Genomic DNA, 12,391 nt, shown 5'->3' with positions numbered 1-12,391 from the left:
TGCTGCGCTCTCCGAAGGCAACGAGAGCGCGCGGGCGTCAGCGTCTGGAGTCTTGCGATGTTGGCACCATACCACTGTTTTGTCCGACGGTCAACGTCGATTCGGAAAAAGCGCAAAGATCACATCAAGACTTCTACTGTGCATGGGGTTGTTTTGCGGTTTTGTTTCGGCGCCGACGCGCACGCTTCGCGCTGCGCGCCTCAATCCCGCCGGCGGTGCACCACCTCCTGCACGGCGAGCCGCGATCCCCGTCCGCCGCCTTTGTTGCTACGCTCCTTGCGTCCCTGCGCCATGATCGCGCTGCCCATCGCGGCCGAGCCGAAGGTGATGAGGAAGGAAGCGAGCAGCAGCACGAGCGCAATGGCAGGTGCGCGGTCGGCGAAGATCAGCTCCCGCAGATGCCCGGGATTGAGCCAGAGCAGGCCGCCGACCAAGAGCACGGCGGCGCAGGCGCCGATCGCGAGATTGATGGCGAGCAGGCGAAATAGCGGGATGCGGAGGAGCGAGCGGGTTGATGGAGGCTGCTGGCGGTTGGGCATGGCGATGCCGCCTCCCTCACGCCGCCGGCGCGGCACGCGCGGCCTGCTGCCGTTCCACCATGGTCTGCCACAGTGTCGCGATGCTCTGTTGCGTCTGCGGCGCGATCAGGCAATGGCCCTCGTTGTCGAAGCCGCAGAACCGCACGGACGCGTCCTTCTTCACCTCGGTCAGCGCCTGGTTGATCATCTCGAGACACGTCATGACCTCGCTGACGTCCGAGAGGCGCGTGTGATGCAGGAGGTCCATCAGGCGGAACGTCATCACCGCGGGGCGGCCGAAGCTGATGCCGGGGCGGCCGAGCTCGAACAGCACGTTCACGGCCGGAAGCACGCCGCGGATGTGCTCGAGCACGCCGGCCATGTCTTCCACGCTGCAGGCGACGAGGTGGGGGACTTGCGGCGGCGCGGCCGCCGGCGTCCGTGGCGCAAGGCCGAGCGCGGCGATCACCTCCTGCTCGATCCATTGCAGCACCGGGGCGGGCGCATTGCGGATCTGCTCGGCGGTCAAGGTAATTCCGGTCATGTGCGGTTCTCCTGCTCGGTCCAGTCTAGAAAGCATGGCGTGAGACGGTTTGATGCGGATCAAGCCTTGCTTCGAGCCTTGTCCTTCGAGCCTTGCGCTTTGACGCTCGTGGCGTTCCCGGGCATGATCCTCAGCGCTGCTTCGCGCTGGGATTCTTGGGGATTGCTCCACATGCTGAGACTGCTTCTCGCTGCCGCCTTTGTCGTGTCTCTGGCCGGCGGGTCGGCGCAGGCCGCCCGCTGCGGCGGCGACTTCAACAGTTTTGTCGCCAGCATGGCGCAGGAGGCTCAGGCCGCCGGCGTCTCGGCTGGCGTGACCAATGCGGCGCTCGGCGGCGTGACGCCCGACCCTGCGGTTCTCGCCTTCGACCGGCGCCAGCGCTACACCTTCAACAAGACCTTCGAGCAGTACGTCTCGACCCGGGTCGGCCCCGGCCGCATCAATGGCGGGCGCGCGATGCTGCAGCGGCATGCCGCGCTGCTGTCGCGCGTCGAGCAGAAGTTCGGCGTGCCCCGTTATATCCTGGTCGCGATCTGGGGGCTGGAGAGCGATTTCGGCAAGGGCGACACCGGCAAGCTGCCGGTGGTCCGCACGCTGGCGACGCTCGCGCATGATTGCCGCCGCACCGATCTGTTCCAGGGCGAGCTGCTGGCCGCGCTCAAGATCGTGCAGCGCGGCGACCTGCAGCTGCGCGACATGATCGGCGCCTATGCCGGCGAGATCGGCCAGACCCAGTTCCTGCCATCGTCCTACATCAAGTACGGCGTCGATTTCGACGGCGACGGCCATGTCGACCTCCGCCACAGCATCCCCGACGTGCTCGCCTCGACCGCGAACCTCCTGCACACCAGCGGCTTCAAGATGGGCCAGCCCTATGGCGAGGGCACGCCGAACTTCGAAGCGATGCGCGAGTGGAACAGGGCGGTGGTGTACCGCAAGACCATCGGCTATTTCGCCGATCGGCTGATGGGGCAGTGACCACATCATCGGTGTCATCACCCGCGAAGGCGGGTGATCCAGTATTCCAGAGACGGCGCGGCTAGAGCAAGCCACGGCGTACTGGATTCCCCGCCTTCGCGGGGAATGACAGCGGTGGGTGTGGAGGCCGTTGCGCTCCTGGCTACTTTTCTATCCCCTTCGCCATCTTCTCCAGCCGCCGCTGCAGCGGCGCCCAATACGTGCCCGGGCGGAAGCGCTGCAGCAGGTCCATGAAGCGAGCGTCGTTGCCGATCAGGATGCGCGGCTCGTTGCGCTCGATGCCCCTGATGATGCGCAGTGCCGCGTCCTTCGGCGAGGTCTTCGCCGCGTTCTCGAACCGTTCGATCGATTGGGCGCGGCGGGCATTGTCGGTGACGCCGACGCCGGTGCGGGCGTTGCGCGCGATCGCGGTGGCGATGCCGCCGGGATGCACGACCGACAGCTTCACCGGGCTGCCCGCGACGCTGAGCTCGTGCCGCACGCTCTCCGAGAAGCCGCGCACCGCGAACTTCGCCGCGGCATAGGCCGATTGGCCCGGCGGGGCGATGATGCCGAAGATCGAGGAGAGGTTGACGATGTGCGCCTCGCTCATGGTCTTCAGGTGCGGCAGGAAGGCGCGCGTGCCGTGCACCACGCCCCAGAAATTGATGTCGAACAACCAGTCCATCTGCGCCTGGTCGATCTCCTCGAACGTGCCCATCAGCGCAACGCCGGCATTGTTGACGACGATGCCGAGGGCGGGATGCGCGGCGATGGCCTCGCTTGCGAACTGCGCGATATCGCCGGGCTCGCCGACGTCGACGCGATGCACGCTGACCTTGCGCGCTGTTCCGATCTCCGCCGCGAGTGCCTTCAATCCGCCCTCGTCGCGATCGGCCAGCGCGAGGTCGCAGCCGCGTTGGGCGAACTCGATCGCCAGCGCCCGGCCGATGCCGCTCGCGGCTCCCGTGATGGCGGCAGCGCCGCGAATCGTAGTCATGATGTTCCCCGTCAAGCCCCTGATGCGGGAACTATGCTTTACATTTTTTCAGAATGGAACCGAACCGTAGCCGGCCTCGGTTTTTAACATTCGTTACGGAGAGCATGCATTGGGAGCCGCCGATGGGACAAGCGACGCCATTACGCGCGACAGCGCTGATCGTTGAAGATGACGCCATGCAGCGGGAGATGCTTTGCGTCCTGCTGGAAGAGAGCGGCTACCAGGTCATCCAGTGCGAAAGCGCGGAGGCCGCCGAGCGCGTCCTCGACAAGAACGCCGGCGCGCTCTGTCTGATGCTGACCGACGTCCAGCTGGCCGGCCGCATGAACGGCGTCGAGCTCGCCCATGTCGCCAAGGACCGCAATCCGAAGCTCGACGTCGTCGTCACCTCGGGCCGGCCCTTGAAGCAGGCCCTGCCCGACGGCGCCAAGTTCTGGGCCAAGCCCTGGGCGCCGCTCGACGTGCTGCGCGAGGCCGAGATCGCTCAGCTGTCCTGACGCGCTTCGCTTTCTCGCAGCGCGCTGCGGTGATAAGGTCGGCCCATGACCTGGTCCTTCCTGCTCACCTCGCTCATCGTCGTCGCTTCCCCCGGCACCGGCGTGCTCTACACGCTGGCTGCGGCGCTGACCCGCGGTTCGCGCGCCAGCGTGGCGGCCGCCTTCGGCTGCACGCTCGGCATCGTGCCGCACATGGCGGCGGCGATGCTCGGTCTTGCCGCCGTGCTCCACACCAGCGCGCTTGCCTTCGCCGCGCTGAAATGGTGCGGCGTCGCCTATCTGCTCTACATGTCCTGGCAGGCTCTGCGCGAGACCGGGGCGCTGGCGGTTGGCGGCGAGATCAGGGAAAGATCGAGCAGCCGCGTCATCGTCACCGGCTTCCTGATCAACATCCTCAATCCAAAACTGTCGATCTTCTTTCTCGCCTTCCTGCCGCAATTCGTCGCGGCGGACGAGGCCCATGTGCTGGCGCGCATGCTGGAATTGAGCGGCGCCTTCATGGCGATGACGTTCGCGGTGTTCGTCCTCTACGGCCTCTGCGCCGCCGCGGTGCGCGAGCGCGTCATCTCCCGCCCGGCCGTCATGGCCTGGCTGCGCCGCTCCTTTGCCGCCGGCTTCGCCGCGCTCGGCGCCAAGCTGGCGTTGTCGGAAAGGTAGGTCTTCGTCACCTCTCGAAAGGTCTCGTCATGCCGGGGCTTGTCCCGGGCATCCACGCTCTTCGGACTGTGCGGCAAGGCGTGGATGGCCGGGACAAGCCCGGCCATGACGCTGTTAGAGCGGGTACACTTCGAACTCTCGCACAATAAAAAAGCGGGCCTTGCGCCCGCCACCTTCGATCGACCCGACGCCCGGGCGGAGCTCACTCCACCCGGGCAAAGAAACAGAAGCCTCGTTACTTCTTCTTCGCCTTCTTGGCCTTTTTCGCCTTCTTCTTCGCCGCCTTCTTCGCTTTCTTAGCCATAGTATCCTCTCAAGGGTTAATGGTGGAACGCGACACGAGGGTGCTCGGCGGAGGGCCAGCCTCGCAACATCCTCGACGACAAACTCAGCAGATTCGGAGCCGGCTGCCCCGCGTCGTCACATCCGTGTCATCCTGTTATCCACAGCTCAGATGCACTTTCGGGTGATTTTTGGCGCGAATCCGCTCCACGCGTCAGGCCATCGGGCGCGACAGCCTTAACGATCCGGCAATAGCCGCGTGCCGTTCATGAATCCAAAACCAAGGGCGCGTTTTCGCGAGCCGCAGTGAGACTCCATTAAGCGCAACCATCGCATTGTCTTCCGCAAGAAAACGGGGATGGGTCATGGACGGACGGCTGCCGGGATCGGGGGGCGGGACGCTGCGCGTGCTGTACGCGTCATGCTGAACGTACCGACATTGTGGACGGTCTTCGTCGTCAACTTCCTGGCGCTCGGCGTGATCTGGGCCTACGTGACGCGTTCCTATCCGAATTTCGCGGCTGCGCGGTTCTGGATGGCATCGGCCTTCGTCGGTGCCGCCGGCGCGATGACGGCCTTGATCCGTCTGTTCGTCGCCTCTCCCCTGCCGCTGCTGCTCGGCGCCGGCGGTGTCATCGCTGCGAGCTGCCTTGCCGCCATGGGAATTCAGCGCTTCTACGACCGGCCGGTCTCGTGGCGCCTGATGACCGCGACGGGGTGCTTGAGCCTTGTCGGCGTCGTGCTCTTCATGGTCGGATTCGAGCACATGCAGCTGCGCATGCTCAGCTACACGTTCGGTCAGGCCCTGCCGCTGATGCTGGCGCTGCGTCTGTTGTTGTCGCCGGAAGGCCGCGTCAGTCCGGGCGCCAAGCTGTCCGGCATCGTCATCCTCAGCATCATCGCGATCCTGCTCGTGCGCACCGTGGGCAATCTGCTCGGCTACGATCTCTCGGCGCGCGCCGGCGGCCAGGCCCATGCGATCATGGTGCTCGTGCTGCTGTTCCTGTCGATGACGCTCAATTTCGGTTTCCTGCTGATGGCGATGGACCGGTTGCGGGGCGAGGTTGCCGACCTCGCGTTGCTCGACGATCTCACCGGCGTTGCCAACCGGCGGCATCTCTTGCAGCGCCTGACCGAGGAATGCGCCCGTTCGGGGCGCAGCGGTGAGCCGTTCTCGCTGCTGCTGATCGACCTCGACGGCTTCAAGACCATCAACGACACCCATGGCCATGCCGCCGGCGATGCCTGCCTCAAGCACTTCACCCTGATGGCGCAGACGCGCCTGCGGCCCGGCGACATGCTCGCCCGCACCGGTGGCGACGAGTTCTGCATCGTGCTGCCGTCCTCGTCGCTGCGCGAGGCTGCCGCGATCGCCCGCCGCGTGCTTGAGGTCTGCCGGCAGGATGCCGTCAGCTGCAGCGGCCGCGACATTCCGATCGCGATCTCGATCGGGGTTGCGGAGTGGGATCGCGGCATCGGGGAATTCCCGGACCGCCTGATGGCCAATGCCGACCATGCCCTCTATGCGGCCAAGAAGAACGGCAAGAACGATTTTGCGGTCTATGACCCCACCCCGCCGTTATCGCCCGAGTCTGTCGGGACGGTGAGGACATTCGCGTAAAGCCTGTTAGGCTTGGGTCGCATTGGACCCTGCATGATGATATTTCGCCTGCTCGCGGCCGTGTTGGCCGCTCTCCTTCCGATCGTCCCCGCCGCTGCTGCGGATGCCGAGCTCGCCAGGCTCGCGCGCGCCTCCGGCACGCCCGTCATTCCCGGCCTGAAGATCGTCTGGCTGGCGCCTTGGGGCGAGGTCCGCAACGCAAGACCCTGGCGCAACATCATCGTGCACCAGACCGAGGGACCTGCGGGCTCTGCCCGCGGCGGCGCGCAGGCCCAGGCGAAGAACCCGACGCGGCGCGGCGTCACGGTCTGGGTTGAGACCGACGGCACGGTCTATTGGGCGGTCGCCGAGAACCTCGTGCCGACCCACGGCGACGGCGCCAACCGCAACGACAACAAGTACATCGACAACCGTCCGACCTACCGCCAGGTGGTGCGCGACAATTCGATCGGCGTCGAGTTCGCCGGCAATTATCCCGACGTGACGGCGGGGCCGACCGAGGCACAGGTCGCGGCGTGGAGGATCCTCGTGAAAGTGCTGCGCGCGCGCTACGACATCCCGCTCGAGCGGGTCTACGCGCACAACTGGATCGACTACAAGGACGCCCGCTATTGCGAAGGCTGCACGCTCGCGACGATGGCAAGGCAATGGGGGGAGTAGGCGGTGTGCCCACACGCACCGCTATCGGGCGCAGTTCGCATCACACCAACAAAAAAGCCGGCGTTGCCGCCGGCTTTTCGTCTCTTTCGATCCGCCAATCTCTGGCGCTGAGCCGCCGCGCTTAATGCGCGGCTTCCAGCGCGGCCTGTTCGGCCTTTGCGATCGTGCCCTTGACCGCGGACTGCACCTTCTCGAAGGCGCGGACCTCGATCTGGCGGACGCGCTCGCGCGACACGCCGAACTCGGCAGCAAGGTCTTCCAGCGTCATCGGCTCATCGGCGAGGCGGCGGGCCTCGAAGATGCGGCGTTCGCGCGGGTTGAGCACGCCCATGGCGCCGTTCAGCGCGTCACGGCGGTGATCATACTCCTCGTGCTCCGCCATCATGGCTTCCTGGTTGGGCGTGTTGTCGACCAGCCAGTCCTGCCATTCGCCGGCTTCGCCATCGTCGCGGATCGGTGCGTTGAGTGACGCATCGCCGCCGAGGCGGCGGTTCATGTCGATCACGTCCTGATCGGTGACGCCGAGGCGCTTGGCGATCAACTTGACTTGGTCGGGGCGGAGATCGCCTTCGTCCAGCGCGTTGATCTTGCTCTTCGCCTTGCGCAGGTTGAAGAACAGCTTCTTCTGGTTCGCGGTGGTGCCCATCTTCACGAGCGACCACGAACGGAGGATGTACTCTTGAATCGACGCCTTGATCCACCACATGGCGTAGGTGGCGAGACGGAACCCCTTCTCGGGTTCGAATCGCTTCACCGCCTGCATCAGGCCGACATTGCCTTCCGAGACGACCTCGGAGATCGGCAGGCCGTAGCCGCGATAGCCCATGGCGATCTTGGCCACGAGGCGGAGATGGCTGGTGACGAGTTGGTGTGCCGCGTCGCGATCGTCATGCTCACGCCAACGCTTGGCGAGCATGTACTCCTCCTGCGGTTCCAGCATCGGGAATTTGCGGATCTCGGCGAGGTAGCGAGAAAGGCCGGATTCTCCATTGAGGACCGGCAAAGCAGCGGTACGGGCCATAGTGCGCCCTCCAAAAGGTTCAGGCCCCCGATAGCGGCGGGCCAGGCAGACGACCGCTGTGTTAAAGCCGGCCGTAGCTGCGATGTTCCGCGTTGGTCATTTCAACGCAGACGCAATATACCCCATCGGGGGTCAAAAAGGGAAGGATTGCTGACGTCACGTCCCCGTGTGGCAGCTATAACTTTTTGTAATGTAAAGGCTTTCTGAAGCGGCCTGCGTCATAGCGCCGCCTTGAGCGCACGTTCCAGGAGAAGCAAATCCTCCGGCAAAGGCGCCTCCCAGTGCAGTAATTCTCCCGTCCTCGGGTGCTGCAATACCAGCAGGTAAGCATGTAAGGCCTGCCGCCCCAGCGCCGCCAAAGCTGCCTGCGACTCGGGGCCGAGCTGGTTGGCCTTGGTCTTGAAATGCGGGCCATAGACGGCATCGCCCATCAGCGGGTGGCCGATATGGGCGAGATGGACGCGGATCTGATGGGTGCGGCCGGTCTCGAGCTCGCAGGCGAGCAGGGTGGCGACGGCCTTGCCGTCGCGTCCATGAAAGCTCTCCAGGATTTCCCAATGCGTCACCGCCTCGCGGCCGCCCTGGCGCACGGCCATCTTCTCGCGCGCATGCGGATGCCGGTCGATCGGCGCATCGACGGTGCCGCGATGCCGGTTCGGCACGCCCCAGGCGAATGCCATGTAGCCGCGCCGCATCGCGCCGGTGCGGCCGTGATCGGCGAATTGCGCCGTCAATGAGGCGTGGGCGAGATCGTTCTTGGCAACCACCATCAGCCCCGTCGTGTCCTTGTCGAGCCGGTGCACGATCCCGGGCCGGCGCACTCCGCCGATGCCGGAGAGCGAGCTGCCGCAATGGGCGATCAGCGCATTCACCAGGGTGCCGGTCTCGTGGCCGGCCGCGGGGTGCACGACGAGGCCCTTGGGCTTGTTGAGGACAACGATGTCGTCGTCCTCGAACACGATATCGAGGGCGATCTCCTCCCCCTTGGGCTCGGCGGGCGCCGCTTCCGGCACGTCGATTATGATCGTATCGCCGGATGCGACGTGATAAGCGGGGTCGCGGACCGCGGAGGCCTTCAGGCGCACTGCGCCCGCCAGGATCAGGGCTTTCAGCCTCGATCGCGACAGCTCCGGCAGGCGCGCCGCCAGCACGCGGTCGAGCCGGGCCGAGCCCTCGGAGCCTTCGACCACAACCTCCAACCTTTGCGCTGACCCAGAGCTTTCCATGACGACGTCTGATACCGCTGTTCCCGAACCGACCCCCGAGCAGGCCGCGCTGTTCGCGCGGGTGCGGCGGATGATGCTGATCGCGGGGTTGACCACGGCGCTGGCGTTCTGCGCCGTGCTGATCGCGGTGGGCTACCGCCTTTTCAAGTCGGAGGGAAGGGCGGCCGAGCCGGCGAGCGATGTCACCGCCACCCTGCCCAAGGGCGCCAGAATCGTCTCGACCGGGGTTGCCGGCGATCGCCTGGCGGTCACGCTGGATATCGGCGGGGTCATCGAGATCCGCACCTTCGATGCCCATACCCTGAAGCCCACCGGACGGCTGAAATTCGCCAATGAGCCGTAAAAGGCCCGTCGGGGTCCTTGCGGCGGACAAATTTCGAGGCTATTGGCTAGCCCTCACGCTCCCTTCGTCTAGCGGTTAGGACGCGGCCCTCTCAAGGCTGAAACAGGGGTTCGATTCCCCTAGGGAGCGCCACGCGCTTAACTCGCGTTTGATTTCCCTTTTTTGGCCTAGTTGTCTCACCCACGAGTTAGGTGGGACAGCGAATGTTCTCACTTCATACCTGCGGAACCTGCAGCGTGGATACAGAACGCATCTATTTCCAAGTACGAAATCTTCTCGATACATTGCCGGACTTCTACAACCTGCCTGGGCACGACGCCGATCAGGCAACATGGCTAGCCCGGGCCTCCGTCTTGGTAGAGCAAGGCGGCCACCCGGCCGACGCTATTGCCTTCGTGACCGCGATGGACACCATCATTGGGAATACCAACATCTCAATGCATGGCATGGCGGTCGAAAAAGTCCGCAGCATTTTGTTTCGGACCCTTGCGCGGTTAGAAGCGACGCTACCGGCCGGCCTGCAAGGATCATACATCGCAGCCGGAAACCCCTTCGATGCACTTGCCGCTGTCGCGCGTGTTTTCCAAAGTGCCAAAAACAGCCTCTTGATCGTCGATCCGTATGCCGATGAAAAGCTGCTTCGGGATTTCCTTCCATTAGCGCCCGAGCATGTTCAACTTCAAATTCTCTCGGATGCCTACTACGTAAAGCCATCGTTGAAGCCCGCAGTTGAGCGGTGGACCCAACAATTCTCAACTCGCCCGCTGGCTGCTCGCTTAACGCCACCTCGATTATTGCATGATCGATTGATCGTGGTGGATGATCAACAGGTGTGGATCGTGACCCAATCGTTCAAAGATCTAGCCGAGCGGGCGCCCGCATCAATAGCTCGCTTTGAAGCCGAGCCCGCGACGCTAAAGTTGGAGAGCTACCGTCAGATGTGGTCAAACGCCAACCCGATATAGCGGTTAGCTTCGCCATTGCCACATCAGCCATTTTTTTCCGATTTGCCGCGTTAGTGTAACGTTCGACCTCTTCCAGCGCTCGATGGCCGCCAACGGCCATCATTTCATGTGGCGTCGCTTGTGCCTCGGCACCCATTTGCAGTGAATGGCTTGCTGAACTCTGTGAGCAGATTACGGTGACAGTGCACTAAATGGCTGGCGGAGATGTGCACCAGCTTGCCTCGGCGCGTCTTATGCACTGTCATTGCAAATCGTCTCTGATGATGGGCGCGTCGAACAGGCGGCCTAAGGCTCAAATTCCATAAACACTGCTAGTGGACGCGACCGTCTGGCGGGAGATTATCCGGCGAGTAGCCCAGACGCTCCAACACAATAAATGATCGGCCGAGTGCGGCGTCCACGAGCTTGTGCAATGTCTCGAGGTGCATTCGCGTGCGCGTCAAGCCTTCGAGAATATTCCCGGCCTCGCCGTCCTTAACAAAGCCGGCCATTAGTTCTTTGAGTTTGTCCTGATCGCCGGCTACATGGATCGCGGCCAATCGCACCCAGGGCAACCACGTCGCGGCCCATTCATCGTTGCTCCAGTCAAATTCAGCTTTGATTGCTTCGAATTGGAGTGCGTCGCGCTCTTCCTGTGTCATGGGTCGGTTGATCGGCTTTTTGTGTCGCCTACGATGCTTGGCGATGGGTAGGTTGTTCGCGTCCGGAATCGTGATGGGCATCGTGCGTCCCTCCTGTGCATCGGGGGCGCTGTGGACGCAGCGTAAGGGCTGACCGACTAGTTGCCGTTAGCCGCCGCGCCAGTCGGCGCTTCGCGCTAGCATTTGACATTGTAGTACTCTTCAGTATCGCGCGCAAAAGCGCATGGTATCCTCGCGACGTGCTCCTGCGCCGCGCGATGGTTGCACGACGAGCGCATGACTCAGGCTCCCCCTCAACGCCTGTTCGAGCGGGGATCGCGAGAGGAGCCCTGGCCATACGTCTTGGCCGTAACTTCAGTGATGCGCCGAAACGCTTCTGACGGTCTCGGTGAGCATGTCACCCGATGAGGAATGGCTGACGTCACCCAGGCTGATGATGCCGACCATCCGCTTGCTCTTGTTGATCACCGGCAGCCTGCGGACCTGCAGCTTCTCCATATGATGCATCGCCTTGGCGAGGTCATCGTCCTCGCGGCAGCAATGGATGCCCTCGGTCATCACGTCACGTGCCGTCGCGCGGCCGGCATCGAAGCTGTGGCTCGCGAGTCCTTTGCAGACGATGTCGCGGTCGGTCACCATTCCGACCAGCTTGTCATCCTCGCCAGTCGGAATGCAGCCGATGTCATGTGCCCGCATCAGTTTGGCAATCTCGGTGATTGGGGTGTCGGGGCTGACCCAGTCGACACCCTTGTGCATCACGTCTTTGACTTTCATGGCGAGCCTCCGTTCGTGGGTTTCAAGTGCGTTGATGCAATGCAGCGGCACCCCCATCTTCCGAACTCCGACCAGACAAAGCGCAGACACTTTCGCCGCCACCCTGCGGAACGGTATGACGGCGAACTTGCGGCTAGAGTTCCCGCCCAGGGCCGCAAGGACAATGGGCGGTGCACAGGTCCTCAGTCATGCGCGCTGAAGCGGCCGTGCGGTGCGTTGGCCGTCAAGCGCGCAAACTGCGCGTGACCCATGTGAAGCAGCGTCTCATGATCGCCGGCTTCCATATAGATGTCCGGCTGTGCCTCGAGGCTGTCGTCGACGATGATATCCAATCCGTAGCATTTGCCGACGGCAGGAACTGCACCGTGTGCACAGTCGCTGAACAGCCGATTGATCTCGGTTTCATTGGCCATGTGGACATTGTCGCCGAGGCTTGTCCTCAGGTCGGACAGGCGGAGGTGATGCGATGCGGGCAAGACGGCCAGCATGTATCCGCCGTCGCGCCGCAACACGATGCCCTTGGCGAGGCGATCGCCGGAGATATGGCATGCCTGCGCCGTTCGGGCGGACGTCATGCTGAGTTCGTGCGGGATCACCTCGTACTGGATGTTCTCAGCGGCGAGGTATTTCTGGAGGGTGGGAGCAATGGCCATGGCATCACCTCCGATGCGGAATGGAAACCATC

Annotated in this window: 15 protein-coding genes and 1 tRNA gene; 8 read left to right on the top strand and 8 right to left on the bottom strand. The window is 63.8% G+C overall.

Features of this window, described 5'->3' with window-relative positions; genetic code table 11:
• Nucleotides 1–200 precede the first annotated feature (200 nt).
• Nucleotides 201–539, bottom strand: a complete 339-nt coding sequence (locus I6F09_RS23720; RefSeq protein ID WP_225134850.1) for a hypothetical protein — start codon at nt 537–539, stop codon at nt 201–203.
• 16 nt (nt 540–555) lie between these two features.
• Nucleotides 556–1,062, bottom strand: a complete 507-nt coding sequence (locus I6F09_RS23715; protein WP_225189167.1) for a hypothetical protein — start codon at nt 1,060–1,062, stop codon at nt 556–558.
• Nucleotides 1,063–1,233: 171 nt separating this feature from the next.
• Between I6F09_RS23715 and I6F09_RS23710 the strand changes: the two genes are divergently transcribed.
• Nucleotides 1,234–2,040: a lytic murein transglycosylase gene (locus tag I6F09_RS23710; RefSeq protein ID WP_225189166.1), complete on the top strand. Its 807-nt coding sequence runs from the start codon at nt 1,234–1,236 to the stop codon at nt 2,038–2,040.
• Between the two features lie 142 nt (nt 2,041–2,182).
• Here the strand turns inward: I6F09_RS23710 and I6F09_RS23705 are convergent, their stop codons facing one another.
• The gene (locus I6F09_RS23705; RefSeq protein ID WP_225189165.1) at nt 2,183–3,019 is read right to left on the bottom strand and encodes an SDR family NAD(P)-dependent oxidoreductase; all 837 of its coding nucleotides are present in this window, start codon (nt 3,017–3,019) and stop codon (nt 2,183–2,185) included.
• A 122-nt stretch (nt 3,020–3,141) separates the two neighbouring features.
• Between I6F09_RS23705 and I6F09_RS23700 the strand changes: the two genes are divergently transcribed.
• From I6F09_RS23700 to I6F09_RS23685, 4 genes are all read left to right on the top strand, one after another.
• A complete protein-coding gene (locus tag I6F09_RS23700) occupies nt 3,142–3,516 on the top strand; it encodes a response regulator (RefSeq protein ID WP_036009616.1) in 375 nt (124 codons plus the stop codon).
• A gap of 45 nt (nt 3,517–3,561) precedes the next feature.
• Nucleotides 3,562–4,173, top strand: coding sequence for a LysE family translocator (locus I6F09_RS23695; RefSeq protein WP_036044087.1), 612 nt, complete (start codon nt 3,562–3,564; stop codon nt 4,171–4,173).
• 703 nt (nt 4,174–4,876) lie between these two features.
• A complete protein-coding gene (locus I6F09_RS23690; protein ID WP_225189164.1) occupies nt 4,877–6,076 on the top strand; it encodes a GGDEF domain-containing protein in 1,200 nt (399 codons plus the stop codon).
• Between the two features lie 33 nt (nt 6,077–6,109).
• Entirely contained in the window at nt 6,110–6,736 is a 627-nt protein-coding gene (locus tag I6F09_RS23685; RefSeq protein WP_225189163.1) for an N-acetylmuramoyl-L-alanine amidase, read from the top strand.
• Between the two features lie 121 nt (nt 6,737–6,857).
• Here I6F09_RS23685 and rpoH read toward each other — a convergent pair whose 3' ends face one another.
• Together rpoH and I6F09_RS23675 are read right to left on the bottom strand one after the other, a co-directional pair.
• Entirely contained in the window at nt 6,858–7,757 is a 900-nt protein-coding gene (rpoH, locus tag I6F09_RS23680; RefSeq protein ID WP_036009602.1) for an RNA polymerase sigma factor RpoH, read from the bottom strand.
• Between the two features lie 218 nt (nt 7,758–7,975).
• Nucleotides 7,976–8,983: an RluA family pseudouridine synthase gene (locus I6F09_RS23675; protein ID WP_225189162.1), complete on the bottom strand. Its 1,008-nt coding sequence runs from the start codon at nt 8,981–8,983 to the stop codon at nt 7,976–7,978.
• Between I6F09_RS23675 and I6F09_RS23670 the strand changes: the two genes are divergently transcribed.
• From I6F09_RS23670 to I6F09_RS23660, 3 genes are all read left to right on the top strand, one after another.
• Nucleotides 8,982–9,326 (top strand): hypothetical protein, encoded by a 345-nt coding sequence (locus I6F09_RS23670; RefSeq protein ID WP_225189161.1) that lies wholly within the window; start codon nt 8,982–8,984, stop codon nt 9,324–9,326. The two genes, I6F09_RS23675 and I6F09_RS23670, sit on opposite strands and share 2 nt — an antisense overlap.
• Before the next feature lie 57 nt (nt 9,327–9,383).
• Nucleotides 9,384–9,458, top strand: a tRNA-Glu gene (locus tag I6F09_RS23665).
• 104 nt (nt 9,459–9,562) lie between these two features.
• Nucleotides 9,563–10,291: a hypothetical protein gene (locus I6F09_RS23660; protein ID WP_225189160.1), complete on the top strand. Its 729-nt coding sequence runs from the start codon at nt 9,563–9,565 to the stop codon at nt 10,289–10,291.
• 311 nt (nt 10,292–10,602) lie between these two features.
• Here I6F09_RS23660 and I6F09_RS23655 read toward each other — a convergent pair whose 3' ends face one another.
• The 3 genes from I6F09_RS23655 to I6F09_RS23645 form a co-directional block, all read right to left on the bottom strand.
• On the bottom strand, nt 10,603–11,013 hold the full coding sequence (locus I6F09_RS23655; protein ID WP_225189159.1) for a hypothetical protein: 411 nt from the start codon (nt 11,011–11,013) through the stop codon (nt 10,603–10,605).
• A 273-nt stretch (nt 11,014–11,286) separates the two neighbouring features.
• Nucleotides 11,287–11,706, bottom strand: a complete 420-nt coding sequence (locus tag I6F09_RS23650) for a CBS domain-containing protein (protein WP_225189158.1) — start codon at nt 11,704–11,706, stop codon at nt 11,287–11,289.
• A gap of 182 nt (nt 11,707–11,888) precedes the next feature.
• A complete protein-coding gene (locus tag I6F09_RS23645) occupies nt 11,889–12,359 on the bottom strand; it encodes a YbaK/EbsC family protein (protein ID WP_036009608.1) in 471 nt (156 codons plus the stop codon).
• Nucleotides 12,360–12,391: the final 32 nt, after the last annotated feature.

The sequence above is a fragment of the Bradyrhizobium sp. IC3195 genome (assembly GCF_020193585.1).
Classification (GTDB): Bacteria; Pseudomonadota; Alphaproteobacteria; order Rhizobiales; family Xanthobacteraceae; genus Bradyrhizobium; species Bradyrhizobium yuanmingense.
Note: the sequence above shows the minus strand (reverse complement) of the source record. Positions and strands in the feature narration are given on the sequence as shown.

What these genes read in the sequence shown, in the direction of transcription:
- I6F09_RS23655 (WP_225189159.1), bottom strand. Translation starts at nt 11,013, where the DNA reads ATGCCCATCACGATTCCGGACGCGAACAACCTACCCATCGCCAAGCAT.
- I6F09_RS23695 (WP_036044087.1), top strand. Translation starts at nt 3,562, where the DNA reads ATGACCTGGTCCTTCCTGCTCACCTCGCTCATCGTCGTCGCTTCCCCC.
- I6F09_RS23715 (WP_225189167.1), bottom strand. Translation starts at nt 1,062, where the DNA reads ATGACCGGAATTACCTTGACCGCCGAGCAGATCCGCAATGCGCCCGCC.
- I6F09_RS23710 (WP_225189166.1), top strand. Translation starts at nt 1,234, where the DNA reads ATGCTGAGACTGCTTCTCGCTGCCGCCTTTGTCGTGTCTCTGGCCGGC.
- I6F09_RS23675 (WP_225189162.1), bottom strand. Translation starts at nt 8,983, where the DNA reads ATGGAAAGCTCTGGGTCAGCGCAAAGGTTGGAGGTTGTGGTCGAAGGC.
- I6F09_RS23690 (WP_225189164.1), top strand. Translation starts at nt 4,877, where the DNA reads ATGCTGAACGTACCGACATTGTGGACGGTCTTCGTCGTCAACTTCCTG.
- I6F09_RS23645 (WP_036009608.1), bottom strand. Translation starts at nt 12,359, where the DNA reads ATGGCCATTGCTCCCACCCTCCAGAAATACCTCGCCGCTGAGAACATC.
- I6F09_RS23685 (WP_225189163.1), top strand. Translation starts at nt 6,110, where the DNA reads ATGATGATATTTCGCCTGCTCGCGGCCGTGTTGGCCGCTCTCCTTCCG.
- I6F09_RS23650 (WP_225189158.1), bottom strand. Translation starts at nt 11,706, where the DNA reads ATGAAAGTCAAAGACGTGATGCACAAGGGTGTCGACTGGGTCAGCCCC.
- I6F09_RS23705 (WP_225189165.1), bottom strand. Translation starts at nt 3,019, where the DNA reads ATGACTACGATTCGCGGCGCTGCCGCCATCACGGGAGCCGCGAGCGGC.
- I6F09_RS23670 (WP_225189161.1), top strand. Translation starts at nt 8,982, where the DNA reads ATGACGACGTCTGATACCGCTGTTCCCGAACCGACCCCCGAGCAGGCC.
- I6F09_RS23700 (WP_036009616.1), top strand. Translation starts at nt 3,142, where the DNA reads ATGGGACAAGCGACGCCATTACGCGCGACAGCGCTGATCGTTGAAGAT.
- rpoH (WP_036009602.1), bottom strand. Translation starts at nt 7,757, where the DNA reads ATGGCCCGTACCGCTGCTTTGCCGGTCCTCAATGGAGAATCCGGCCTT.
- I6F09_RS23720 (WP_225134850.1), bottom strand. Translation starts at nt 539, where the DNA reads ATGCCCAACCGCCAGCAGCCTCCATCAACCCGCTCGCTCCTCCGCATC.